General features: G+C 53.5%; 22 protein-coding genes, 1 tRNA gene and 1 other RNA gene. 9 read left to right on the forward strand and 15 right to left on the reverse strand.

The features are described from left to right. Positions 1-14: 14 nt before the first annotated feature. The 6 genes from ACM615_RS00895 to ACM615_RS00920 form a co-directional block, all read right to left on the reverse strand. Positions 15-1199 carry a M24 family metallopeptidase gene (locus ACM615_RS00895; protein WP_431011290.1) on the reverse strand — a complete coding sequence of 395 codons (1185 nt, stop codon included), beginning with the start codon at positions 1197-1199 and terminating at the stop codon, positions 15-17. Next, positions 1196-2293 carry a mandelate racemase/muconate lactonizing enzyme family protein gene (locus ACM615_RS00900; protein WP_431011291.1) on the reverse strand — a complete coding sequence of 366 codons (1098 nt, stop codon included), beginning with the start codon at positions 2291-2293 and terminating at the stop codon, positions 1196-1198. The genes ACM615_RS00895 and ACM615_RS00900 overlap by 4 nt, the downstream gene beginning before the upstream one ends. A 10-nt stretch (positions 2294-2303) precedes the next feature. Continuing rightward, positions 2304-3467: a M20 family metallopeptidase gene (locus ACM615_RS00905; protein ID WP_132965939.1), complete on the reverse strand. Its 1164-nt coding sequence runs from the start codon at positions 3465-3467 to the stop codon at positions 2304-2306. A 98-nt stretch (positions 3468-3565) separates the two neighbouring features. Next, positions 3566-4309: an amino acid ABC transporter ATP-binding protein gene (locus tag ACM615_RS00910; RefSeq protein ID WP_159281055.1), complete on the reverse strand. Its 744-nt coding sequence runs from the start codon at positions 4307-4309 to the stop codon at positions 3566-3568. Between the two features lie 10 nt (positions 4310-4319). Beyond that, a complete protein-coding gene (locus ACM615_RS00915; protein ID WP_431011292.1) occupies positions 4320-5033 on the reverse strand; it encodes an amino acid ABC transporter permease in 714 nt (237 codons plus the stop codon). Positions 5034-5078: 45 nt separating this feature from the next. After that, a complete protein-coding gene (locus ACM615_RS00920) occupies positions 5079-5897 on the reverse strand; it encodes an ABC transporter substrate-binding protein (RefSeq protein ID WP_112288808.1) in 819 nt (272 codons plus the stop codon). A gap of 192 nt (positions 5898-6089) precedes the next feature. Between ACM615_RS00920 and ACM615_RS00925 the strand changes: the two genes are divergently transcribed. Beyond that, entirely contained in the window at positions 6090-6989 is a 900-nt protein-coding gene (locus ACM615_RS00925; protein ID WP_129639824.1) for a GntR family transcriptional regulator, read from the forward strand. Between the two features lie 400 nt (positions 6990-7389). After that, on the forward strand, positions 7390-8316 hold the full coding sequence (gene nac / locus ACM615_RS00930; RefSeq protein ID WP_132965945.1) for a nitrogen assimilation transcriptional regulator NAC: 927 nt from the start codon (positions 7390-7392) through the stop codon (positions 8314-8316). A 40-nt stretch (positions 8317-8356) separates the two neighbouring features. On the opposite strand, the gene ACM615_RS00935 is transcribed toward nac, so the two are convergent. The 4 genes from ACM615_RS00935 to ACM615_RS00950 are packed head-to-tail and all read right to left on the reverse strand — an operon-like array spanning position 8357 to position 12638. Then, entirely contained in the window at positions 8357-9286 is a 930-nt protein-coding gene (locus ACM615_RS00935) for an ROK family protein (RefSeq protein WP_431011293.1), read from the reverse strand. Continuing rightward, complete coding sequence (locus tag ACM615_RS00940) at positions 9283-10149, reverse strand: ABC transporter permease (protein WP_120161378.1); 867 nt, start codon at positions 10147-10149, stop codon at positions 9283-9285. Before ACM615_RS00940 ends, ACM615_RS00935 begins: the two co-directional genes overlap by 4 nt. Next, entirely contained in the window at positions 10149-11069 is a 921-nt protein-coding gene (locus tag ACM615_RS00945; protein ID WP_112288813.1) for an ABC transporter permease, read from the reverse strand. The genes ACM615_RS00940 and ACM615_RS00945 overlap by 1 nt, the downstream gene beginning before the upstream one ends. A gap of 24 nt (positions 11070-11093) precedes the next feature. Beyond that, positions 11094-12638 (reverse strand): ABC transporter substrate-binding protein, encoded by a 1545-nt coding sequence (locus ACM615_RS00950; RefSeq protein WP_129639827.1) that lies wholly within the window; start codon positions 12636-12638, stop codon positions 11094-11096. Positions 12639-12873: 235 nt separating this feature from the next. On the opposite strand from ACM615_RS00950, the gene ACM615_RS00955 reads away from it, so the two are divergent. From ACM615_RS00955 to ACM615_RS00965, 3 genes are read left to right on the forward strand one after another with little or no spacing between them, the layout of a single operon-like run. Continuing rightward, complete coding sequence (locus ACM615_RS00955; protein WP_431011294.1) at positions 12874-14013, forward strand: ROK family protein; 1140 nt, start codon at positions 12874-12876, stop codon at positions 14011-14013. 12 nt (positions 14014-14025) lie between these two features. Beyond that, on the forward strand, positions 14026-15459 hold the full coding sequence (locus tag ACM615_RS00960; protein WP_431011295.1) for a M81 family metallopeptidase: 1434 nt from the start codon (positions 14026-14028) through the stop codon (positions 15457-15459). 15 nt (positions 15460-15474) lie between these two features. Continuing rightward, a complete protein-coding gene (locus ACM615_RS00965; RefSeq protein ID WP_431011296.1) occupies positions 15475-17307 on the forward strand; it encodes an ABC transporter ATP-binding protein in 1833 nt (610 codons plus the stop codon). 53 nt (positions 17308-17360) lie between these two features. On the opposite strand, the gene ACM615_RS00970 is transcribed toward ACM615_RS00965, so the two are convergent. From ACM615_RS00970 to ACM615_RS00985, 4 genes are all read right to left on the reverse strand, one after another. Further along, positions 17361-17490: non-coding RNA, RtT sRNA (locus ACM615_RS00970), on the reverse strand. Between the two features lie 44 nt (positions 17491-17534). Further along, positions 17535-17619, reverse strand: a tRNA-Tyr gene (locus tag ACM615_RS00975). Between the two features lie 212 nt (positions 17620-17831). Further along, positions 17832-18680, reverse strand: a complete 849-nt coding sequence (gene purU / locus ACM615_RS00980; RefSeq protein ID WP_129639831.1) for a formyltetrahydrofolate deformylase — start codon at positions 18678-18680, stop codon at positions 17832-17834. 44 nt (positions 18681-18724) lie between these two features. After that, positions 18725-19189 carry a YchJ family protein gene (locus ACM615_RS00985; RefSeq protein ID WP_431011297.1) on the reverse strand — a complete coding sequence of 155 codons (465 nt, stop codon included), beginning with the start codon at positions 19187-19189 and terminating at the stop codon, positions 18725-18727. Between the two features lie 149 nt (positions 19190-19338). On the opposite strand from ACM615_RS00985, the gene rssA reads away from it, so the two are divergent. The 4 genes from rssA (at position 19339) to ACM615_RS01005 (ending at position 23937) form a co-directional block, all read left to right on the forward strand. Continuing rightward, a complete protein-coding gene (gene rssA, locus ACM615_RS00990) occupies positions 19339-20250 on the forward strand; it encodes a patatin-like phospholipase RssA (RefSeq protein WP_112288818.1) in 912 nt (303 codons plus the stop codon). A gap of 96 nt (positions 20251-20346) precedes the next feature. Continuing rightward, on the forward strand, positions 20347-21360 hold the full coding sequence (rssB, locus tag ACM615_RS00995) for a two-component system response regulator RssB (protein WP_112288819.1): 1014 nt from the start codon (positions 20347-20349) through the stop codon (positions 21358-21360). A gap of 216 nt (positions 21361-21576) precedes the next feature. Continuing rightward, positions 21577-22920 (forward strand): UDP-glucose dehydrogenase family protein, encoded by a 1344-nt coding sequence (locus tag ACM615_RS01000; RefSeq protein ID WP_112288820.1) that lies wholly within the window; start codon positions 21577-21579, stop codon positions 22918-22920. A 9-nt stretch (positions 22921-22929) separates the two neighbouring features. Continuing rightward, positions 22930-23937 (forward strand): NAD-dependent epimerase, encoded by a 1008-nt coding sequence (locus tag ACM615_RS01005; RefSeq protein ID WP_129639834.1) that lies wholly within the window; start codon positions 22930-22932, stop codon positions 23935-23937. Positions 23938-24156: 219 nt separating this feature from the next. On the opposite strand, the gene hns is transcribed toward ACM615_RS01005, so the two are convergent. After that, on the reverse strand, positions 24157-24564 hold the full coding sequence (gene hns, locus ACM615_RS01010) for a histone-like nucleoid-structuring protein H-NS (protein ID WP_013575950.1): 408 nt from the start codon (positions 24562-24564) through the stop codon (positions 24157-24159). Between the last annotated feature and the right edge of the window lie 445 nt (positions 24565-25009).

The following is a 25009-nucleotide window of genomic DNA, read 5'->3' on the forward strand; positions in this document are numbered from 1 at the left end:
TGTTAAACGCTAAATCAAAGTAAGGTCAGCGGACGATCCACCGTGCCGAGGGCGCGGTAGCCGGTTTCGGTCACCACAATGGTTTCACTGACACCGACGGTGAATTCGCCGTAAATGCGCAGTGCCGGTGGAATGTGGAAGGTCATGCCCGGCTGTAATTCAGTCGTGATGCCGCTGTAAAGGCTGAGGATCGCGCCTTCGCCCCAGTCAGGTGCAAATGAGATCCCAATCGAATAACCGGTGCGTTTTTTGAAGTTGTCGGTGTAACCGGCGCGGTCAATGACGGCCTGACACGCCAGATGCGGTGCTTCGCAGGTGGCACCCGGACGAATGGCATCCAGTGCAGCCTGCAGTGCTTCCTGACACACTTTTTCCATTTCCAGCGCTACGGCGGGTGGTTTGCCAAGCCAGGCGGAGCGCATCAGGGCAGCGTGGTAACGGTCATGCGTGGCGGCCATTTCCAGGAAAATCGGGTCGCCATCGAGAATTTTGCGACGTCGCCAGGTGCCGTGCGGTACGCCGGTGCGCGGACCGCTGGAAACCAGCGGTTCCATGCCCATGTATTCGGATCCGGCGGCAATGGCGGCGCCCATCATGGCGGAAACCAGATCGTTTTCAGTGGCACCGGCGGCAATCGCCGCGCGACCTGCCAGCATACCGGCATCAACGTAACGCGCTGCGTGGGCCATTTTTTCCAGTTCTGCGGCAGATTTCACCGCCCGAAGTTGTTCGATAACGCCGGCTGCGTCGTGAATAGTGCCGATTTCAGCCTGCAACGCTTCGTATACCGCCACGGGCAGGAACCAGCCGCGTTTGTCGATACCGATCCGGCTTTTCATCCAGCCGCGCGCTTTCAGCACATCGAGCAGGAAACTCACCGGATTATCGCCATCGGTATAAATCGCGGCGTCGCGGATAAAGGTGTTGGAGATAAAGTTGAAATACTCCAGCTGACGGATGACAAAAACCGGATCGCCTTCTACCGGCAACACCAGCGTCTGGAAGGTGTAGTAGCCCGGCGTTTGCTGGCCGGTCAGATAAAAGATATTTTCCGGACCGGTGATGACCATGACGTCCAGACCGGCTTTGACCAGCAGCTGACGCGCTTTCGCCATGCGCTGCGCATATTCTGCTTCACGAAAGGCGGATTCTGCGCCTGGCACGACGCGGCCCAGGTCGGGCAATGATGTTGCTGTCATTGTTCAAACTCCTGAATAAATTCTGCCTGAGAAGGGGTAAAGCGGATGCCAAGCCCCGCGCCCGGCTGGCTGCTGAGTAAACCCTGATGATAGGAAAGGCCGTGAACCGGGTCGTTGCCCAGCCCGTCGGCACCGTAAAGTTCTGCATAAGCCGGCTGACTGGCGCGGGCGACGTGCAGCGCGGCGGCGGTAGCAGCACCGCCTTCATTCATCTGGCCGATCATAAACGGCACACCCGCCACGGTCAGGCGTCGTGCGGCCGCTATTGTCGGCGCAATCCCTCCCATTTTGACCAGCTTGAGATGCGCCATGACCTTGCCTTTGAGCTGCACAATACGTTCTAAATCCGCCTCGCTGCTCATGCTTTCATCAAGCATCAGCGGCAGCGGACTGACTTCAGCGAGCGCCGGGTAATAGTGCGCATTGGCGTCAGAAACCGGCTGTTCGAGATAACTCATTTCAAATTTCGCCAGCGACAGTAAATGACTGCGGGCTTCTTCCGGTTGCCATTGTCCGTTGGCATCGGCGGACAAACTGATCTCGTGTCCGAAACGGCGGCGCAGGGCGCTAAGGCGTGCTTCGTCCTCAGCAAATGACGCCACACCGACGCGCAGTTTCAGCTGAGTAAAACCGCGCTCCACATAGGCTGTGGCCTGTTCCAGCATCTGTTCCATCGGCGTCCAGAACAGCGTCTGGTTGGTGTGATAACTCACCGTTTGGCTGTTTTCTGCCCCGGCAAGTTCTGCCACGCTGATACCTTCCTGACGGGCAATCAGATCATGCAACGCGATATCCAGCAGCATGCGTGTCGGTGCCAGAAAATCTGCCATCCGTTGCGGCAGGTTGAGCAAAAGCGTGCTGGCAGGCTGGCTGAGATCCAGTTGCTGCAACGCACGGATCACATCACTCAACACCCTTTCGGCGTTGCAACCATTGAGATAAGCGATATTGATACGCACCTCGCCCAGCCCGTTGACGTTTTTGTCTTCCAGCAGCAGATACAAGGTGTCCAGCCCTGGCACACTGCCCGAAGAGGCGGTGTAAAGTTGCAGATGCGGATACCGCAGGTCGGCGCGATACAACGTAGCTTTCACCGGCTCCTCCTCAGCGTTTGAGCATTTTCAGCGCGACATCGCAGTAAATTTTGCTGCCTGCGATGAATTCGTCGATCGGGATAAACTCATCAGGTTTGTGCGCGACCGCCAGCGAACCGGGGCCGATGATGATGCCTTTGGTTCCCAGGCTGCGAAAATGCACCAGATCGCAACCGCCCTGAAAACCGAACGGACCCGGTTCCGGATTGCCTTGTGCCGCGCAAGCTTCAACGCCGGCCAGCACAATCGGATCGCCGGAGTCGGTTTCGGTTGCACCGCCGGTGGTCGGTTTGAAGGTAATGATTTCGCTGCGTACACCGAATTTGTCATGGGCGAGTTGCAGTAAATCCTGAATCTCCTGTTTCACTGCGTCTTCGTCTTCGCCAGGCACCATGCGACGATCGAGCAGTAATTCGCAGGCACCCGGCAGCACGTTATCGGCATGACCGCCGTTAATGCGGGTGACCGTCAGGCTGGCATTACCGACCAGCGGATGACAGCGGCAGCGCACGGTGTGCTGGTGGGTTTCTTCCACCAGACCGAGCAGTTGTGCGGCGCGGAAAATAGCGTTCTCGCCCAGTTCCGGTGTGCCGGAGTGAGCGGTGACGCCGTGAACGCGGACCAGCGGGCGCAAACTGCCTTTATGTGCCGAATACGTGGTGTTAGAGGTTGGTTCGCCGATCACCACGAAGTCGATATGTGCCGGGGCTTCGCGCACGTAAAACTTCGCACCTTCGCTGGCGACTTCTTCGTCGGCGACAAAAATCGCCATCAGCGTGCCGCTCCAGTCGTTGCGGTTGGCCGCCAGCCAGCGCATGGCTTCGATCATGGCGATCAGCGGCCCTTTGGCGTCGCAGGCACCGCGACCATATAACCGGCCGTCGCGTTCGGTGAGGGTGAATGGATCCTGCTGCCAGCCTTCACCAGCGGGCACCACGTCGATGTGGGTATTAAAAGCAAAGCACGGGCCGGCGCCATTTTCGAGGCGGCCAATCACGTTGGTGCGTCCCGGCGCGTATTCGCTGAGTGTCATGTCGAAGCCGATTTCGCTGAGCATGGCGCTGATAAGTTCAGCGGCTTCGCGTTCGCGGCCTGGCGGATTTTCGGTATTGATCGCGACCAGTGCGGCAAGGTCACGTTTCATTCTGCTGATATCGGGCGATGAAAGGCTCATCGGTGTCTCCTGAAATACAGTATTTGAAATACAGTTTTGTGGCAAAAGTCAGGCCCCTGGTGAGAGCGCAGTGTGTGATTCAGTGCTGCTAAAAGTGATTAATGTAAGATTTGATCTAAGAAACGTTGCGCCCGCAGGCTGACGTCGCCGCCGAAGAATTTTTCGCCGGTCGCGTTTTCGATAATTTCGCCGTTTTCCATAAAGACGATTTGGTTGGCCGCGCGTTTCGCAAAGCCCATTTCATGCGTCACCACAATGCTGGTCATGCCTTCGGCGCTGAGATCGGCCATCACGTCGAGCACTTCGCGGATCATCTCCGGATCCAGCGCTGAAGTCGGTTCATCAAACAGCATCAGTTTCGGTTTCATCGCCAGCGCGCGGGCAATGGCGACGCGCTGCTGCTGACCGCCGGAAAGCTCATCAGGAAACGAATCGGCTTTATCCGGAATACGCACTTTGCCAAGCAGTTCCAGTGCCTGCGCTTCGGCTTCACTGCGGCTGACGCCCAGCACGGTCATGGGTGCCAGCATGATGTTTTCCGCGGCAGTCAGATGCGAAAACAGCTCGTAGTTCTGAAACACCATGCCGATGTCCTGACGCAGTTTGTGCGGCTCCATGCTGGCGTGGGTGATGTCCTGATCACGAAAGAAGATCGCGCCGCCCTGAATCGGTTCCAGCAAATTAATGCAACGCAGCAGGGTGGATTTGCCAGAACCGGACGGGCCGATCAGCACTACGGTTTCGCCCTGAGCCACATTCAGGGAACAGTTTTTCAGAACGTGTTGTGCGCCAAAATGTTTATCGACGCCGATGATTTCCAGAACCGGTTTGGATTTATTCACGGGCTTCTCCTCAGTTTGGCGTACTGCTGCGCAGCAGGCGTTCGGTCAAAGACAGCGCGGGTTTCTTACGCTTTTTCGGATCAAGAGAGCGTTCCAGCCAGGCCTGTCCGACCATAAAGATCGACGTCAGCACCAGGTAGTAAATCCCGGCGGCGCACAAGGCTTCGAAATAACGGAAGCTTGCGCTGGCGGTCTGGTTGGCGATAAGCAGAAGTTCCTGCACTGCAATCACTGACACCAGGGCGCTGGATTTGAGCATGCTGATCATCTGATTGCCCATCGGCGGCAGCACAATCCGCGCGGCCTGTGGCAAAACTATCTTGCGCATGATCTGGCTTTGGGTCATGCCGAGCGCCATCCCGGCAGTACGCTGACCGCTGCGTACGGCCTGCAAACCGGAGCGCAGAATTTCTGCCATATAGGCGCCCTCATTTAAGGACAGCGCCATTACCGCGCAGGTAAAGGCGGAGAATCGCAGGCCAAAGGTCGGCAGAACGTTGTAAACGAAAATAATCTGGAACAGCACCGGTGTGCCGCGAAACAACCACAGATAAAAGAAAGCCAGAACGGAACCCGCACGGAAGCGGGATTCCTGCAGCAGGGCCAGCACCAGCCCGGCAATAATGCCAAAGAACAACGAGCACACCGTTAACAACAAGGTCATTAATGCGCCCTGAAAGAACGCCTGTGAGAACAGGTATTGCCAAACAAGATCAAGTGACATGAACTTTCCTCAACGTCAGGGCAAAGCTTTCTTAACTTCGCGGTTTCAGAAAATGGACACTGAAGCCGGGAACTGCCATTTGCTGATGATTTTCTGATACGTGCCGTCTTTCACGACATCCTGAAGGCCTTTTTCCAGCAGCGATTTCATTTCTGTATCGCCTTTACGCACGGCAAAACCGATGTGCGTGTCAGCTTCAAATTCAGCACCGACGGCTTCGAAGGTGTCACCTTTTTCGCTCAGCAGCGCTACCGCGCCCGGTGTTGACAGGAATTCCGCATCGGCACGTTTTTGGGCGACAGCGACGGCGGAATCGGTGGCTGCCGGGAAGGTCAGCACGGTCAGTGCCGGTTTTTTGGCATCGAGACATTTCTGGTTATCCGCACGCGCCTGGCTTTCTTCAATGCCGCCCAGCGTCACGGCAATGTTTTTTCCGCACAGGGACAAATCACGGCCAGTGATATTTTCCGGATTTCCTTTTGCCACAATCACGCGGCTGCCGATTTTCAGGTATGGCACGAAATCGACCTGCTCAGAACGGGTCGGGTTGATGTACATCGCGGAGTTAATGATATCCAGACGTTTGCCCTGCAATGCCGGGATCAGCCCTTTGAATTCCATCGACATCGGCGCCGGTTTCAGCGCCAGTTTTTCAGACATGGCGGTGATCAGGTCGATATCGAATCCGGTCAGCTTGCCGTCTTTGGTAAATTCAAATGGCATGAACGTGGCGGCGGTGCCGTACGTCAGCTGACCTTTGCTGACCAGAGCAGGTGCGGCGGCCTGGCTGAACAGCGGGGCACTCAGGCAAATAGCGGCCAGAGAGACGGCGGCATATCGACGCAAAAAATATTTTTTTGACATGACAGACTCCTGTTTCCCATGAGCAAGATTGCTCTTTGTGTCTCATTAAATACAATTAAACTTGTGAGTCAAGGCTCTTTTTTGGTGCATTAATTGCACGATCTGGGGGCTTTATCACCAGGCTTCACCCTCCTCAAGGCTTGTGATATTGTACAAACCTAAACAACAAATACTTTCAGGTGCTGCTATTCCATGACCCAAACTACGACAGCCAGCGGAAGGCGTCTGGCAAACCAAATCCTTGACCTGATACGTGAAGCAAAATTTGAGCCAGGTCACCATCTCAGGGAGCAACAGCTTGCTGATATGCTCGGCGTTTCCCGCACGCCGGTGCGTACCGCCCTGAAATTGCTGTGTGAATTAGGGATTATCGAAGCGCGGCGTAATCAGGGTTTTTTCCTGCTGAAAGCCTTCGATGAACTCCAGCGCATCAGCATCGATATCCCCGCCAGCAGCGATCAGGATTTATACGAGCAGCTGGTGAAAGATCGCATTGCCGGAAAGTTGCCGGATTCCCTGACGCAAACTGAAATCGCTCAGCGCTATGACGCCGATCGCGGGGTGCTGGCGCGCACGTTGTTGCGGCTGGCCGAGGATGGCCTGATCGCCCGCAATAAGGGGCATGGCTGGTCGTTTTTACCGACGCTGAATACCGATGTGGCGCTGAGTAACGGCTACGGATTCCGCCTGATGATTGAGCCGGGTGCGATGCTGGCGGCGGGTTTTCATGCCGACAAGAGCGCGCTGCGCCGCCTGCGGATGCAGCATATTTATCTGATAACGCATCCGGATATTCTGGCCGTTGATGGGCGTCAGATTTTCGAAACGGATGCGACTTTCCACGAGATGCTGGCGGAATTCAGCGGCAACATTTTTGTTTTGCAGGCGATCCAGCAGCAAAACCGGCTGCGTCGTTTGCTTGAGTTTGGCAGTTACACCAATAAACACCGCGTGCGCGAATGGTGCGAGGAGCACGTCGCCATCATCGACGCCGTGATGGAGGGACGAATGGAGGCGGCGGCGGAAATGATGCGCAGTCACCTGCAATCGGCTTATCAGATGGTGCTCAACAAAGTCAGTAAAGTTGGGTAAGTCATTGATGCAAAATTGATTATTTTCGCAATACGTTAAGCAGAGGAAAAAATGATGGATTTTGGTATTCAGGGCCGCGTGTCAGATGGCGGCCCTTGCTGTGGCTGCCTCTGTTATTAACCCTGCTAATTTATAAGGATGACCTATAAGAATGCATGATATTGGTGCATCCTTCCTTTGCAGCGCATTTCATTCCCTTCTTTTTTTTCATCGTCACCAGTTTTCTGCTCATCGTGCGTAATCGTTTTCTCTTATATTTTGCGGTATTAGCTTTGTGAACGGGCGTTTTTTACCTGCGCGCCGGAGATTGGCGTAAATCTTGCTTTTATTAGTCCAGCTTATTATTCGCATCATTAACGACCGCCCGGGGTTACCCCTTTCGCGCAAGATGGAGACAGAGATGAATCTCAGACGTCTGAAGTACTTTGTGAAAATCGTCGATATCGGCAGCCTGACGCAGGCCGCTGATGTTCTGCACATCGCCCAACCGGCACTGAGCCAGCAACTGGCGACACTGGAAGGAGAATTGCAGCAACAATTGCTGATTCGCACCAAGCGCGGCGTCACTCCTACCGAAGCCGGTAATATTCTTTATTCCCACGCGCAGGCGATTTTGCGCCAGTGCGACCAGATCCACAGCGCGGTCAATAATGCCGGTCAGTCGCTGAACGGGCAGGTTTCCGTTGGTCTTGCGCCGGGCACGGCGGCTTCTCAGCTGGCGGTGCCGCTGTTACAGGCGGTGCGTAAACAGCATCCGGGCATTTTGTTGTATCTGAATGAAAATTTCGGCACGGCGCTGGGTGATTTGGTTCTCAACGGTCGCATGGATATGGCGGTATTTTATGGCACCAGTATGGCCGCCGGACTGAGCAGCCAGCCGCTGATGAAAGAGGATTTGTATCTCGTCGGGGCGCACTCGGTGCTGAATCCGGGGAAATATGTCGAACTGAGCGATGTGGCGAAAATGAATTTGTTCATGCCGCGCTCGCACAACGTGACCCGCCGTCTGGTGGATGACGCTATGGCGCTGCGCCGCCTGAGCGCGAATATCATCGGGGAAATTGAATCTGCTGCCACGCTGACTGCCGCCGTGGCCAGCGGTCTGGGCGTCACCATTTTGCCTGAATCTGCTGCCCGTGCCATGACCGGTCCGGCGAAAGCCTGGATGTCATGCATCAGCAGTCCGTCGATTCAGGTTCCGCTTTCACTGTGTGTTTCTGAAACGCTGGCATTATCGCAGGAAGCGATGGCGGTGAAGAAAATTCTGCTGTCACTGGTCTTCGAGCAAACCGCACCGGTTCTGGAACCGATGCTGGTCGCGAGCTGAAATCTGACGTTGCCCTCATCCCGAAGGAGAGGGCAGCTCCTTAACTTTCCAGTCTTCCCATCACTGATGCGCCGACCAGGCCACCGTCGGTCAGGAATTTCCCCGGCACCAGCAGCGTTTGTTGATAGTTGTGCAGAACGCCGCTGCGAACTTTCACATCCAGCGCGGCGATCAGTTCACTGGCAGAAGCCAGTCCGCCACCGGCGACAATCCGCGAAGGGCCAAGAATATTGACCAGTAAGGCCAGCGGTTCGGCGACCAGTTCCAGCCAGGCGTTCACGGTGAGAGACGCGCTGGCATCGCCGTTCAGCCAGCCGGTCACGATCTCCAGACTGGTGCAGTCTTTATGATGAAAATGCTGATGTAAGCGTTCCATTCCACGAGCGCCACCCAGCATGTCGAGGCAACCGGTCTGACCGCAACCACATTTAAGCCGTGGAACGGCGTAGTTTTCGCCATTTATCACCAGCTCAGTGCGGGTGATGGCGCCGTGACCCCATTCGCCGGTGACGCCGCCGTGACCGCGCACCAGCTGGCCGTTGATCACCAGTCCGCCACCGACGCCGGTGCCCAGAATAATGGCGACCACCACCGGCTGGTGTTGCGCGTTACCGGCATGGGCTTCGGCGAGCGCAAAACAGTCCGCGTCATTCGCCGCCGTTACCGGACGGGCGAGCGCGACGCTGAGATCTTTCGCCAGCGAATGTCCGGTAAATGCCGGAATATTGGTTGCCAGCATTTCGCCGGTTTGTGGCGAAACCAGTCCGGCTGTAGAAATCGCCAGCGGTGTACCGGCGGGTAAATCCGCACCAAATTTTTCGATCAGATTGTGCATCGCCTGCACAAAATTGTCCCATGAAGAAACCGGTGTCGGGACTTTGCCGCATTCTTCCATTTCGCCGGGATGGCGCGAAACACCAAACTTAATAAATGAACCGCCGATATCGGCGCAAAAAACAGCTGAGGTCATGAGCGTGTGTCCAGTAAATCTCGCAGCCCGTCGCCCAGTACGTTAAAACCAAGCACGGTCAGCATAATGGCCAGACCCGGGAACAGCGAAAGGTAAATATTAATGCCGAGGAAGTTACGGCCATCGCTCATCATGGTACCCCATTCCGGCATCGGCGGTTGCACGCCAAGCCCCAGAAATGAGAGGCTGGCAGCGGCAAGAATGACCGTACCGGCGGTCAGCGTCGACTGGACGATAATCGGCCCGATGGCATTGCGCAAAATGTAATGTACGATGATCCGGTAATTAGACAAACCCAGCGCCTGCGCCGCTTCGACATATTCCATCTGCTTTAAACCGAGCGTCAGGTTACGGCTCAGACGCGCATACACCGGGATAGCGAACAGCGAAATGGCGATCAAAAGATTCACCAGACCGCCGCCGAGAATACTGACCACCAGAATCGCCAGCACGATGCCCGGAAACGCGAACAGCATATCCATAAACCACATGATGATCATGTCGGTATAACGACCGGCCATACCGGCAATAATGCCCAGCGGAATACCGATAATCATCGCCAGACCAACACTCAGCACCACTTCAATAATGGAAATGCGTGCCCCGTAAATAACGCGGGCGAAGATATCGCGCCCGTAATCGTCAGTGCCAAACCAGTGATCGGCACCGGGGGAAAGCAGGGTATCAATCAGATCCTGGGCGTAAGGATCGTGACGGGCAATTAAGGGTGCGAACACTCCCATCAGCACAATCAGACTGACGATAAAGCCGCCGATAGACACTGCCGGATGTCGCCACAACCAGCGGAAAAACCGCAGCGTGCGCGGTTTGCGACGGGGTAATTGCGTGATAATGGCAGACATTAATCGAACCTTATTTTTGGATTCAGGAAAGCGATCAGTAATTCACCGAGCAGATTCATCACCACCACACCGCAGACAGCGACCAGCGCAACGCCCTGAATCACCGGATAGTCGCGATAACGCACGGAATCTACCAGTAAGCGGCCAATGCCCGGCCAGTTAAAGACAGATTCTGTCACCACTGCGCCGCCAATCAGGCTGCCGAAATTGAGCGCCACAATGGTGACAATCGGGATCAGCGCGTTACGAAAAGCATGGCTGCAATACACGGTCGTTGCCGACAACCCCTTGGCGCGGGCGGTGCGGATATAATCTTCCGAGAGCACATCCAGCATGCTGGAACGCGTCATGCGCGCCATCACCGCCATCGGCAAAACGGCCAGCGTCACCGAAGGCAGAATATAGCTTTTCCATGACGTTGCGCCGAGCAGCGGCAGCCAGCCGAGATTGACCGAGAAGGTGTTCATCGCCATCAGCCCCAGCCAGAAGTTGGCAATAGAGGCACCGGCGATCGCCAGTAACATCACGCCAAAATCCGGCCAGCGGTTGCGGTACACCGCACCTATCATGCCCGCCGGAACGCCAATCGCCACTGCCAGAAAATACGACAGTACTGCCAGCATCAGCGTGTAAGGCATGCGTTCCCCGATTTCCTGCGTCACCGGCTGCTGCGACTGCAACGAGACGCCGAGATTGCCGTGCAGAACGTCACCGGCAAAATGCAGATACTGCGTCAGCAGCGGCTGATCCAGCCCGAGGCGAACGCGCATGGCATCAACGGCTTCCTGCGTGGCTTCAGGCCCGGCCATCAGACGTGCCGGATCCCCCGGCAGCGCGCGGATGGACACAAAAATCAGCATCGAAACCCCGATCAGGATGATCGGGAAGGCGATGAGTTTTTTGGCAAGATAGGCTTTCATGGCTATTTCCCACTGTGAATGCGTTTATTTCTTCTGAGCATCTTTCACCACAATTTGCCCGCCCGGGATCATCGTGACGCCTGAGATGTTTTTGCCGGTGGCGTACAAGTCATTCTGGTAATACAACAGCACCTGCGGCGCCTGCTGGTTAATCTCTTTCTGCGCATCGACATAAATCGCGTTGCGGGTATTTTCATCCAGCGTCGATGCGGCCTTGTCTAACATTTCATCCAGTTTCGGGTCACTGAAGAAGCCCAGATTTGCGCCGCCCGGAGCAAAACTTTTGCTGTAGTACAACGGACGAAGTTGCAGATCGGCGCCGTTCGCGCCGGAAGACCAGGATGCCAGCACCGCGCCGGTGTTATCGTCTTTTTTACCGGCCTGATCGGCAAATGCCGCTTTGGTCCAAACGCCGCTTTCCATGATTTTCACGTCCAGCTTCACGCCAATTTTCGCCCACATGCTTTGCAGCACCTGGCCGATACGTGCGTCCTGACCCTGCACTGCAATCGACATTGTGAATCCGTCAGCCACACCGGCTTCTTTGAGCAGGGATTTGGCTTTCGCCAGATCCAGCGGATACGGGTTCAGGGTTTTGTCATAACCGGCGGTGACCGGTGCCAGCGGCGAGTTTGCCGGTTGCGCGAAGCCGGACATGATGGCGCGCACCAGACCGTCACGGTCGGTGGCGTAGTTCAGTGCCTGACGCACACGGACGTCGCTGAGCGGTTTGAGATCGGTATTCAGCGCCACCCAGAATACAGAGGCACCCGGGCTTTCATGCAGGTCGAACTTCGGATTGTTTTTCAGCACGCGGGCAAACTGCGGCGGCACCGGGTTAATCACGTCAGTTTCGCCCGCCTGCAACGCCATATTCATGACCGAAGGCTCGGCGCTCCACGTCCATTTGATGTCATCTGGCCCGGCAGCTTTATCACCCCAGTAGCCCGGATATTTTTCTTCCAGCACGAATTCACCGGTTTTGTATTGCACCATTTTGTACGGGCCGGTGCCGACGGCTTTGCTGTCGAGCGTGCCGGTTTTATCGGCCGCCGGACTGACCATCAGACAGGCGCCGGTGGTCAGTAAATTCAGGAATGCGGGATACGGTTTTTTCAGTTTAAAGACAACGGTGGAATCGTCGGTTTTGGTCACGCTGTCGAGGAAGGTGCGCAGACGTCCGCTGGCCGCCAGACCGCGTTTTGTGTCGAGATGGCGGGCAAAGTTGGCGACCACCGCATCGGCGTTAAACGGTGTGCCGTCATGGAAGGTGACGCCGCTGCGCAGTTTGAATGTCCACACCAGCCCGCTTTCATCACTGCTCCAGGAAGTTGCCAGCGCGGCTTCAGGTTTCAGTTGCGGCGACATGCGCAGCAGGCCTTCATACATCGGATCCAGCACGGTACCGGTAAAGGTCGCGGTCTGGTTGCCCGGATCCATACTGCGCGGTGCTTCGTTTTGCATCACGTTCAGTGTGGCGGCGTAAACCGGCAGCGAAAACGCCGCCAGAAGAGCGCTGCTCAGCAACGTTAACTGCACGGGACGCCGGATGTAACGGGTAATCTTCATGTTCTGCCCTCTGCGTGAAAAATCGGATTAAGTGGCTCTGGCTACGTCTGCCGGTTTGGTAAAGCGCCGGTTTTAATGACAGTTTGTTTTAACAAAGAGATTTAACAAATAGTTCATATGAAATACTTATATGCCAACATTTAGTTTATTTTGTGAACTAATTGGCATTGATATATCCATTTCCAGCGTTTAATGTCAATGCAGATGACCGAAAACTGAGAGCGCCGAAACGAATATGCTAACAATTTTGCAACGTCAGATATTGGGTGCGGTCAATGCATCCGGCGGTCTGAGCCGTACCGAACTGGCGCAGCTTTCAGGAATGAGCAAAGCGGCGATTGGCGGCGTGGTGCGTGAAATGATCGACGCCGGTTTCCTGCACGAAGCGGAAACCGTGCCGGGGAACGGGCAGGGCAGACCTTCGGTGCGGCTGGTGGTTCATCCGGATGGCGCGTGGTTTGCGGGCGTCTCTTTGCTGCAAAATCCGGCGCAGATGGCGCTGATTAATCTGCATGGCGAAATCCTTTCACGGGTATCGTTCGAGGCCGCTGCCAGTCCGCAGCGTCTGGCAGAAAACATCGCCAGCGCGTTACCGGCACTGCTTGAACCGCATCCCGAAGCGGCAAAAAAACTGGTCGGGCTGGGGGTGACGTTATCCGGCCTTATTGATGAAAATCAGTCCACCTGCGTACAGTCGGCGCTGCTTGGCTGGCGCGATGTGCCGCTGGCCAGCCTGATTTCACAGGCCACCGGCATGGACGTGGCCATCGAAAATGACGCCAAAGCACTGGCGGTGAGTGAGAAAAATTTCGGGCAGGCGCGGGATTTGAGCAGCTTTACGCTGGTCAGTCATGGCGCAGGGATCGGCAGCGCGCATTTTGTCGCCGGTCAGTTGCATCGTGGCCTGCATGGCGGCGCAGGAGAAATCGCCCACTGCACGCTGGAACTGAACGGTTTGCCCTGCCGCTGCGGCAAGCGCGGTTGTCTCGATACGCTGGCGTCTCTGAATGCCATTGCCGAAATGGCCAGAGACGGCGGGCTGGAAGCGACCACCATTGGCGGCCTGGAAAAGCTGGCGATGCAGGGGGTCAGCGAAGCGGTACGTATTCTGCACCGTGCCGGTTCGGCGCTCGGTTTAGCGATATCCCATCTGATTCAAATTAATGACCCGGACCTGATCCTGATAGCTCATCAGGACGCAGATTTCTCCGGGCTGTTCGGCACGGTTGTTCATCAGTCTATCGAAGCCAATGTTTTGCCGGGAAATGCCGGGAAAACGCCGGTTCGTACTTTTACCCTAAATGACGACACCTGGGCGCGCGCGGCGGCGAGTATTGCTGCACACCGCTTTCTGGTCGGTCTGAAGCCTGTCTGAGGAATCATCAACATGCGTATAGCTGTCAGCGGTATCCACATTGAATGCAGCACTTATAACCCGGTGCTGAATGAGGAGAAGGATTTCACCGTCGTGCGTGACGCCCAGTTACTGGCGTCGCCGCGTTTTCGTTTTTTGCAGGATTACCCGGCGACGTTTTTACCGACTATCCACGCCCGTGCCATTGCCGGTGGTCCGGTAGCGCGCGCAACGTACGATAAATTCAAAGCGGAAATGCTGGCAGGACTGGAAGCGCAAAAACCGTTCGATGGTTTATATCTGGCGATGCACGGCGCGATGTATGTCGAAGGGCTGGAGGATGCGGAAGGCGACTGGATTGCTGCGGCGCGTAAAGCCGTTGGGCCGGATTGTCCGATCAGCGTCAGTTATGACCTGCACGGCAATGTTTCTCAGCGGATTATCGACGCCATTGATATGTTTTCGACTTACCGCACCGCGCCCCATATCGATGTGGAGGAAACCATGCGCCGTTCGGTCGCGATGCTGGTGAAACATCTGCAAACCGGTGTAAAACCGACGCTGCTGTGGGTGCCGGTGCCGGTGGTATTACCGGGTGAACGTACCAGTACGGAAGATGAACCGGCGAAAAGTTTGTACGCCCGTCTGCCAGAAATGGATGAAGTGGATGGCGTGTGGGACAGCTCGCTGATGGTTGGTTATGTATGGGCAGATGAGCCACGAGCGACAGCCGCAGTGATCATGACCGGCACCGACCGGACGGCGCTGGAACAACAGGGCACGCAACTGGCGCAGGCTTACTGGGACGCGCGCGAAGATTTCGTGTTTGGCTGTGAAACGGACACCGTTGAGGCCTGCGTGAAAAAGGCGATTGCCTGTGAAACTCGTCCGGTGGTGCTGGCCGATTCCGGCGATAACCCGACCGGCGGCGGCGTGGGCGATCGTGCAGATGTGTTGCAGGAGCTTATCAAACAGTATGCGCAAAATACGATCGTGGCAGGTATTGCCGATGCACCGGCAACGGACGCGGCATTTAACGCTGGCGTGGGATCCGTGCTGACGCTGACGTTAGGGGCTTCGCTGGATCATTCCAGCCCGCAGGTGAAAGGTGATTTTGAGGTGGTTTTCCTGCTCGATGCACTGACACCTTCTGACCGTCAGGCGGTTCTGCGCACTGGCGGAATTGACGTCGTGGTGTCGGCGCGTCGTCGTCCGTATCACAACATCAGCGATTTCACTGTGCTGGAACTCGATCCGCATAGCGCCGATATCGTGGTGGTGAAATCCGGTTATCTGTCGCCCGGACTGGCACCGATTGCCAGTCCGAATCTGATGGCGCTGTCTAACGGCGTGGTGGATCAGTTTGTAGAGCGCCTGCCGCGCAACCGCAAAGCACGCAAAACCTTCCCGTTTGACCGGGATTTCAGCTATGTGCCGCAGGTGCAGATTTCCGCGCGCAGCAAATAATTCAGGAGCCATAAGATGAATCAGACCGCCGGACAGCAGGAAAAACGTCAGCCCGTGCTGAGCGTGAAGCATCTGACCACTTCATTTCTCGGCGAGGACGACTGGCTGCCGGTAGTGCGTGATTTGTCGTTTGACGTCTATGCCGGAGAAACGCTGGCGATTGTCGGTGAATCCGGTTCCGGCAAGAGCGTGACGTCGCTGTCGGTGATGCGTTTACTGAAAGCACAAAGCAGCCGGATTGAGGGCGAGGTCTGGCTTAATCAGCGCAATGTGTTACGGCTCTCGGACAAACAGATGCGCGATATCCGCGGCAATGAGATGGCGATGATCTTTCAGGAACCGATGACGTCGCTTAATCCGACATTCAGTATTGGCCGCCAGATTGCCGAAAGCCTGAAGCGGCATCGCGGCATGTCGTCATCTGAAGCGCGGGCTGAAACCCTGCGGTTGCTGGAAAAAGTGCGTATTCCGAATGCTAACGCGCGTTTTGATGAATATCCGCATCAGTTTTCCGGCGGCATGCGCCAGCGCGTGATGATCGCCATGGCGCTGGCGCTGAAACCGAAATTACTGATCGCGGACGAACCCACGACCGCGCTGGATGTGACGATTCAGGGACAGATTCTGGATTTGATCAAGACGTTGCAGGAAGAAGAAGGGATGGCGGTGCTGTTCATCACGCATGATATGGGCGTGGTGGCGGAGATTGCCGACCGGACGCTGGTGATGTATCGCGGAGAAGCGGTGGAAAGCGGGGCGACGGAAGACATTTTCCACCGGCCTCAACACCCGTATACCCGTGCATTACTTGCGGCGGTGCCAAAATTAGGGTCGATGCAGGGGCGCGACTGGCCGCTGCGTTTTCCGCAAATCAACCTGCAAACCGGTGAAGCCAGTGTGCCGCAAGAAGTGGCGGGAACCATAGATTCGGGGCTGACGCCGTTGTTATCGGTCAAAAACCTCAGCGCGCGTTTTCCGGTGTATGGCGGTATTTTCAGCCGTCAGGTAGGCGCGGTGCACGCGGTGGAAAATATCAGCTTTGATTTATTTCAGGGCGAAACGCTTTCGCTGGTCGGCGAGTCCGGTTGCGGGAAATCCACGACGGGTCGTGCTGTGACCCGTCTGCTGAAGACGCACAGCGGCGCGATTGATTTCGACGGTTTCGATGTCACGAATCTGGGTAAGCGCGACATTTTGCAAATGCGTCAGCGCATCCAGATGATATTTCAGGATCCTTTCGCCAGTCTTAACCCGCGTATGCGCATTGGCGACGCGCTGATCGAACCGATGCTGCAACATAAACTGCATAACCGCAGCGATGCGAAAGAGAAGGCGGCGTCGCTGCTGCAAAAGGTCGGGTTGTCGCCGGATATGCTGCGCCGTTTTCCGCACGAGTTTTCCGGCGGTCAGCGTCAGCGAATTTGCATTGCGCGTGCCCTGACGCTCGATCCCAAAGTGATCGTCGCTGATGAGTCGGTTTCGGCGCTGGATGTGTCAGTGAAAGCGCAGGTCGTGAATTTGCTGCTCGATTTGCAGGAAAGCATGAATCTTTCCTATCTGTTTATTTCGCATGACATGGCGGTGGTTGAGCGGGTGAGTCATCGCGTGGCGGTGATGTATCTGGGGGAAATCGTGGAGATCGGGCCACGCGCGGCAATATTTGATAATCCCCAACATGCGTATACCAAAAAACTGATGGCATCTGTGCCGGTGCCGGATCCCTCCCGCAGAATGCTCAAACGGCAAATGCAGGTGGATGAGCTGAAGAGCCCGGTGCGCGATAACGGCTATGTTCCGCCGCAAAGGCAATATCAGGAAATATCAGCAGGACATTTTGTTCAGGTTTGATGGGGGATACAGGAAAGTTTACTAAGAAGTGACTCAGGGATGAGTCTGGAAGATGGTGGTGGGGGAAGGATTACTCGTCCTCCGGACTTGCCCTTCGGGTCGTTGCTGCGCAACGTTGTCTCGCTTTGCTCGGCTCAAACCTTCGGGTCGAAGGTTCTCTATCCTTCCCGATTTGCATTTTTATTTTAGTTTGGAGTTTTCGTAAAAGGGACGGAATTTCTGGAAGATGGTGGTGGGGGAAGGATTCGAACCTTCGAAGTCGATGACGGCAGATTTACAGTCTGCTCCCTTTGGCCGCTCGGGAACCCCACCACAATTTTTTGTGGCATTTACTACTTACTTCTGGCCTTAAATCATCATGCGCTACATGGATGATTTATCGTTACAGCGGTTAGCTGCGAACGGGGCGCATAATACCAAATGATTCGAAGGTGTAAAGCGCTGAAAGCGATAAAAAAGTTTGTTTGCGGGTTTTTTGTTCTTAACGGTGCTTCTCTGAACGAAAAGCACCGTCAGAATACGGTTTACAGAATAACGGTGCGATTTCCGTAAACAAATACGCGCTGCGCCAGCACGCGGTATAACGCCCGGCTGAGGACGTTTTTCTCAACGTCACGGCCTGCACGCATCATATCTTCAGCGGTATAAGTGTGATCGACGTTGATGACGTCCTGCATGATGATCGGGCCTTCATCCAGACTGTCATTTACATAGTGCGCTGTGGCGCCAATCAGTTTCACGCCACGCTCATAGGCCTGATGGTACGGACGGGCACCGATGAATGCTGGCAGGAACGAGTGATGAATGTTGATCACCTGATGCGGATAATGCTGCACAAAGCCCGGCGTCAGTACGCGCATGTATTTCGCGAGCACCACATAATCAGGCTGGTACTGATCGATTTGCGCAATCATTGCGCTGTCATGCTGTTCGCGGGTCAGACCGTCGTGGCTGACCAGATGGAACGGAATATCGAAACGCTCGACTAACGTCTGCAAGGTATCGTGGTTGCCAATGACCGCAGCAATCTCGACATCCAGACCACCGTAAGCAGCTTTCATCAGTAAGTCGCCCAGGCAATGCGCCTCTTTGGTGACCAGAATGACGATGCGGCGACGTCCGGTGCTGTTCAGCTCACGGACAGAACCGGCTGGCAGCGCGCTGTCGAGATCGGCCAGCAGGGTGGTGTCGTTGAAAATCCCTTCCAGCTCAGTACGCATAAAGAAGCGGCCGGTGCGGTGATCCACAAATTCGTTGTTCTGCACGATATTGAGTTCGTGCTTGTAGCAAATGTTGGTAATTTTGGCGATCAGACCTTTTGCGTCAGGGCAAATGGTGCGTAACACCTTGGTTTGTACGTTCTGTTGCGGCATGAGGGTGTGGATCCTGTCCAAGACTTATCAATATTACGGTTGAATTATTTACCGCAGCACTTCTTATATTTTTTGCCGGAACCGCACGGGCAAGCATCGTTCCGGCCTGTCTGCGGTTTAATTCCGTCAATATAGTACCAGCGTTCTTTTAAACGAAGAAATCGCGAGCGTTCATGGATGAGGTGAATGTGTTCATCACCGGTTTCTGTGAATCGCGCAGCAAACTCCACAAAGCCTTCATTATTATCACGCCCGTCTGTTTCGCTGATGACCTGAAGTCCTTGCCAGTGCGTGCTGGTAAAACCTTCCTGTAAACTGTCGCGCCATTGCTCTGGTTGACAATCCGAGTGCCAGGAGGCGATCAGATAACTCGCATTTTTCAAAACATAGGCTGTGTAGCGCGAGCGCATCAAAGCTACCGGAGAAGGCGCCACTTTATTCTCAGCAATGTAGGGCTGGCAGCATTCTTCATAAGAAAGGCTGCTGCCGCAAGGGCATAGTTCAGACACACAAACTCCTGAATAGGCAGAGTATCGACATCCGGCGCGCGGTCTGCGCTATTGAATGCACCAAAGTGATATGTTACCTAACAAACTCGCCGGGTGACAACGCGCTTCCCGGCCCATTTTTAAGATATGCGAATTATTAAGGTCATCAGATGAGCAGAAAAGTCACCATCGGTCTTGCCCTGGGGTCGGGAGCGGCAAAAGGGTGGGCGCACATTGGCGTGATCAATGCCCTGAAAGAAATGGATATCGAAGTCGATGTGGTGGCGGGTTGCTCGGTCGGTGCGCTGGTCGGTGCCGCGTATGTGAGCAACAGGTTACCGGCGATTGAAAGCTGGGTACGTTCGTTTAGCTACTGGGATGTGCTGCGGCTGATGGATTTTTCATGGCGACGCGGCGGTTTGCTGCGCGGAGAGCGGGTTTTCAATGCCGTCGGTCAGTTGATCCGTATCGATGAGTTTGAAAAGTGCTCGAAGAAGTTTGGTGCCGTAGCGACTAACCTGAGTACCGGACGTGAACTGTGGCTGACTAAAGGCGATTTGCATCAGGCTATTCGCGCCTCATGCAGTATGCCTGGCCTGCTGGCACCGGTCTGGCATAACGGTTATTGGCTGGTTGACGGCGCCGTAGTCAATCCTGTGCCGGTGTCGCTCACCCGCGCTCTGGGGGCCGATATCGTGATTGCTGTCGATCTCCAGCATGACGCGCATCTGATGCAGCAAGATTTGCTTACCGTACAACCGACGGGAGAAGCACTAAATACTGAGAAAGAAGTCAGCTGGCGTGACAGAATCCGCCAGCGCTTAACTCGTCCAAACGCCAGAAAGCCGAATGTCAGCCCTTCGGCGATGGAGATTATGTCTACCTCTATTCAGGTGCTGGAGAACCGGCTTAAGCGTAACCGTATGGCAGGTGATCCGCCTGATGTGTTGATCCAGCCGTATTGTCCGCAGATTTCGACGCTGGATTTTCATCGGGCGGAAGAAGCGATTGAGGCGGGCCGGCTTGCGGTTGAAAAGCAAAGAGAGCAGTTGTTGCCCCTGATAAAAAATAGACAGTTCTGAATGGCTTAAAACGTCTTTGGTCGAATCTGACAATTCTGCCAAGCAAAAACAGGCTTTATGAGCCACTATTAGAATAAGAAATTCTGGGGGACCCTGATGGACAAGCCACTTACAAGCAAGCATATTCTCATCGTTGAAGACGAAGCCGTTTTCCGATCTATTCTTGCTGGCTATGTAAGTTCCCTGGGTGCCACCTTTACCGAAGCTGAGAATGGTCTTGAAGCGTTATCCCTGCTTGAGGACTACCCGCCTGACCTGATCCTCTGTGACTTAGCGATGCCAGAAATGGGCGGGATGGAGTTTGTCGAAAATCTGCGGTTGCAGGGCAACAAAATCCCGGTGCTGGTGATTTCTGCCACCGATAAAATGACCGATGTCGCTTCTATGCTGCGACTGGGCGTGGAAGATGTTCTGCTTAAACCTATTAACGATTTGCAGCGTTTACGTGAGGCGTTACTTACGTCATTGTACCCAAAGCTTTTTTCCTCACAGGCGATGGAAGAAAGTTCACTGGTTCAGGACTGGGAAGCGCTGTGCCGCAATCCGAATGAAGCCCGGCGGTTATTGCAGGAGTTGCAACCGCCTGTGCAGCAGACGCTGGCGAGTTGCCGCATTAACTACCGGCAACTGACAACGGCGGACCGTCCGGGGCTGGTGCTCGATATTGCGGCGCTTTCATCCAAAGATCTCGGGTTTTATTGTCTTGACGTCACCCGCGCCAATGAAAATGGCGTTCTGGCAGCCTTATTATTGCGGGCCATTTTTAACAGCTTATTACGTGAGCATTTGAGTAATCAGCAACAGCGGTTACCGCAAATGTCAACGTTGCTCAAACAAGTCAATCATTTATTCAGACAGGCTAATCTTGAAGGGCAATTCCCTTTGTTACTGGGCTATTATCATGCCGGTTTTAAGAATCTCATTCTGGTTTCTGCGGGATTACATGCCAACGTCAATACCGGCACCAATATGATCCAGCTCAGTAACGGTGTCCCGCTGGGCACGACGGGTGCAACATATTCCAATCAAATCAGTCAGAAATGCGATGCGTGGCAGTGTCAGGTATGGGGAGCGGGTGGACGTCTGAGATTAATGCTGTCTACAGAGTGAACTCACTTAATGTCACTGATAATAATGCCTTAATAACATTGAGCATTTTTTCGGCGTGTTATTACCTATCTTCGTTTTAATCCATTCTGCTAAGACCTATCTTATGCAAAATATGCCTTTGCAGGCGAACTTGCGGCTGAAACTGGTATAATGCGTTCCGGAATTTTTGGCTGTCTGTTTCACGTTGTTTAAAAAATAACAAATAGGAATTCGCTGATGAAAGTAACAGTTTTTGGTATCGGTTACGTCGGACTTGTTCAGGCGGCGGTTCTTGCTGAAGTCGGGCACGAAGTTTTGTGCATCGATGTTGATGCAAAGAAAGTGGAAAACCTGAAGAACGGGCAGATCCCAATTTTTGAACCAGGTCTAACTCCTCTGGTTCAACGTAATTACGAAGCAGGGCGTTTGCTGTTCAGCACCAATGCGGCTGAAGGTGTTGCCCACGCTACCGTTCAGTTTATCGCTGTCGGTACTCCGCCAGATGAAGATGGTTCTGCGGATCTTAAATATGTGACTGCCGTAGCGCGCACTATTGCCGAGCACATGACCGAACCTAAAGTAGTTATCGATAAGTCTACTGTGCCGGTGGGTACCGCCGATAAAGTGCGTGCGGTAATGAGTGAAAAACTCAAAGAACGCGGCGTGGATATCACTTTTGATGTCGTATCCAATCCTGAGTTCCTGAAAGAAGGTGCTGCGGTTGCTGACTGTATGCGTCCTGAGCGTATTGTCATCGGTACAGATAATCCTGATGCCATCGATCCTATCCGTGAGCTTTACGAACCGTTTAACCGTAATCACGATCGTATGATCCTGATGGATATCCGCAGTGCTGAACTGACCAAATATGCGGCCAACTGTATGCTGGCAACTAAAATCAGCTTCATGAACGAAATGTCCAATCTGGCAGAGATGCTGGGTGCTGATATCGAAAAAGTGCGTCAGGGGATTGGTTCAGACTCCCGTATCGGTTACCACTTTATCTATCCAGGTTGCGGTTATGGCGGTTCCTGTTTCCCTAAAGATGTTCAGGCATTAATCCGTACTGCAGAACACATCGGGTATCAGCCGAAACTTCTGCAGGCGGTGGAACAGGTCAATTATCAGCAAAAATATAAATTGCCTGCTTTCATTCAGCGCCACTTCGGTGACGACCTGAAAGGCAAAACCTTTGCGCTTTGGGGGCTGTCCTTCAAACCTAATACCGATGACATGCGTGAAGCCTCAAGCCGTGTATTAATGGAACAGCTCTGGGCTGCGGGTGCGAAAATCAAAGCTTATGATCCTGAAGCCATGAATGAGACACAGCGTATTTATGGTCATCGCGAAGATTTAGAATTAATGGGTACTAAAGAATCCGCATTGCACAATGCTGATGCGTTGATTATTTGTACTGAATGGCAGAACTTCCGTGCCCCTGATTTCGATGTGATCAAAAAAGCATTAAAAGAGCCGGTTATCTTTGATGGTCGAAACTTATTCGATCCTGAACGTTTGGAGAAACGCGGGTTTACTTACTACGGCATTGGCCGCGGTGCTTCAATCAATCCGGTTCTGTAAGGAGTTTTCATGAAATATCTGGTTACCGGCGCAGCGGGCTTTATTGGTTTCTATGTGTCGCAACGTTTGTTAGCAGCGGGTCATTCGGTTGTCGGCATCGATAATCTGAATGATTATTATGATGTCAGCCTGAAACTGGCGCGGCTTGCTCAGCTGGAGAATAAAGACGGCTTCGAGTTTATTAAGCTGGATTTAGCCGATCGTGAAGGCATGGCCGCATTGTTTGCCGGGCAGCGTTTCGAACGTGTGATCCATTTGGCCGCGCAGGCTGGTGTCCGATATTCAATCGAAAATCCTCTGGCTTATGCTGATTCCAACCTGGTAGGTTTTGTAAACATTCTGGAAGGTTGTCGCCATAATAAAGTCGGGCATTTGCTCTATGCTTCTTCCAGCTCAGTTTATGGCTTGAACAAAAAGCAACCTTTCTCAACCGATGATTCTGTTGACCATCCTGTTTCATTGTATGCGGCGACGAAAAAAGCCAATGAATTAATGGCTCACACCTATTCACATCTTTATGGATTACCAACGACCGGATTACGTTTCTTTACGGTATATGGTCCCTGGGGACGTCCTGATATGGCATTGTTTAAGTTTACTAAAGCAATGCTGGCGGGACAGAGTATTGATGTTTATAACCACGGTGAAATGCGTCGAGACTTTACTTATATCGATGATATTGCAGAAGCCATTGTTCGTTTACAGGATGTCATTCCGCAATCAGATCCTGACTGGACTGTGGAACAGGGATCTCCGGCCAGCAGTTCCGCGCCTTATTGCGTTTATAATATCGGCAATAACAATCCGGTAAAACTCATGGCCTATATCAGTGCGCTGGAGAAGGCATTAGGCATGGAGGCAGTTAAGAATATGCTGCCAATGCAACCGGGCGATGTACACGAGACCAGCGCGGATACGCAGCCATTGTCGCAGGCCATTGGCTTTGCGCCTGAAACCAGCGTCGAGCAGGGCGTGCAGAAGTTTGTTGACTGGTATCGGGATTTTTATCAAGTCTGAAATTCAGGATAAAACTTCTGTTATGTTGAAGGTTGCTCAGGCAGCCTTTTTTATGGAATCAGTTAAGTCCTATAGCAGTCTGAATGTAATCTCTTTTTAAGATGTACTTGGTTCGTTTTTGTATTAGTGACAAGAAGCATTTATCTGCGGGATTAGAAAACGAAAAGCCCATCATAAAGATGGGCTTTTTTGTATTAACATTTACGTTAATAAGGGCAATTACAGCAGGAAATCGTCCAGTGATTTACCTTGCTCTTCGATTGCTTTCTTGATTACAGCTGGAGTACGGCCCTGGCCAGTCCAGGTTTTGTTTTCGCCGTTTTCATCAACGTATTTGTATTTAGCAGGACGCGCTGCACGTTTTGCTTTGCCGGTAGCTTTAGTTGCAGCCATGGTTTGCAGCAATTCGTTAGGGTCAATACCATCAGCAATCAGCATTTCACGGTATTGTTGCAGTTTGCGAGTGCGCTCTTCAATCTCAGCAGCTGCCTGAGAATCTTCTTCGCGACGTTCGTTCACAACAACTTCTAATTTTTCCAGCATCTCTTCCAGAGTTTCCAGAGTGCATTCTCTTGCTTGCGCGCGCAGAGTACGGATGTTGTTCAGAATCTTTAATGCTTCGCTCATTATACTAGTCTCAAATTATATTGGTGGGGGGCGTTTGGCTAATAATAGAATGCTCTTCAGTATTCTGCAATAGCCAATTTGTATACCTGACCTTAATTTACGCATTTAAAGCAAATGGTGAATGTGTCATGCAAAATATAGGCAGGACATTTCACACTATTTATCTGAGGTCTATAACCCTAATTTCAATACACGCTTAAGCGCTATTGTTGCAATGTGTAAGTCGTTTTATAAGCATGCGATTGTTCACATAATTAAAGAAGAAGTGTAGATAACTAATGTAGGGGCAGGGGAAATGGGGGGAGGCCTTATCGCAAAAGCATACTCAAATTTTTACTTTTATGAGCTTCTACCCAGCCAGATATTGTATAGACAAACCCATTATGCGGCCCTCTGGTATATAAGATGAGCCATGTCAGGGAGTATTGTCGTCTAACGATTACGG

Source organism: Rahnella sp. PAMC25617 (assembly GCF_050606005.1).
In the GTDB taxonomy this organism is placed as follows: domain Bacteria; phylum Pseudomonadota; class Gammaproteobacteria; order Enterobacterales; family Enterobacteriaceae; genus Rahnella; species Rahnella variigena.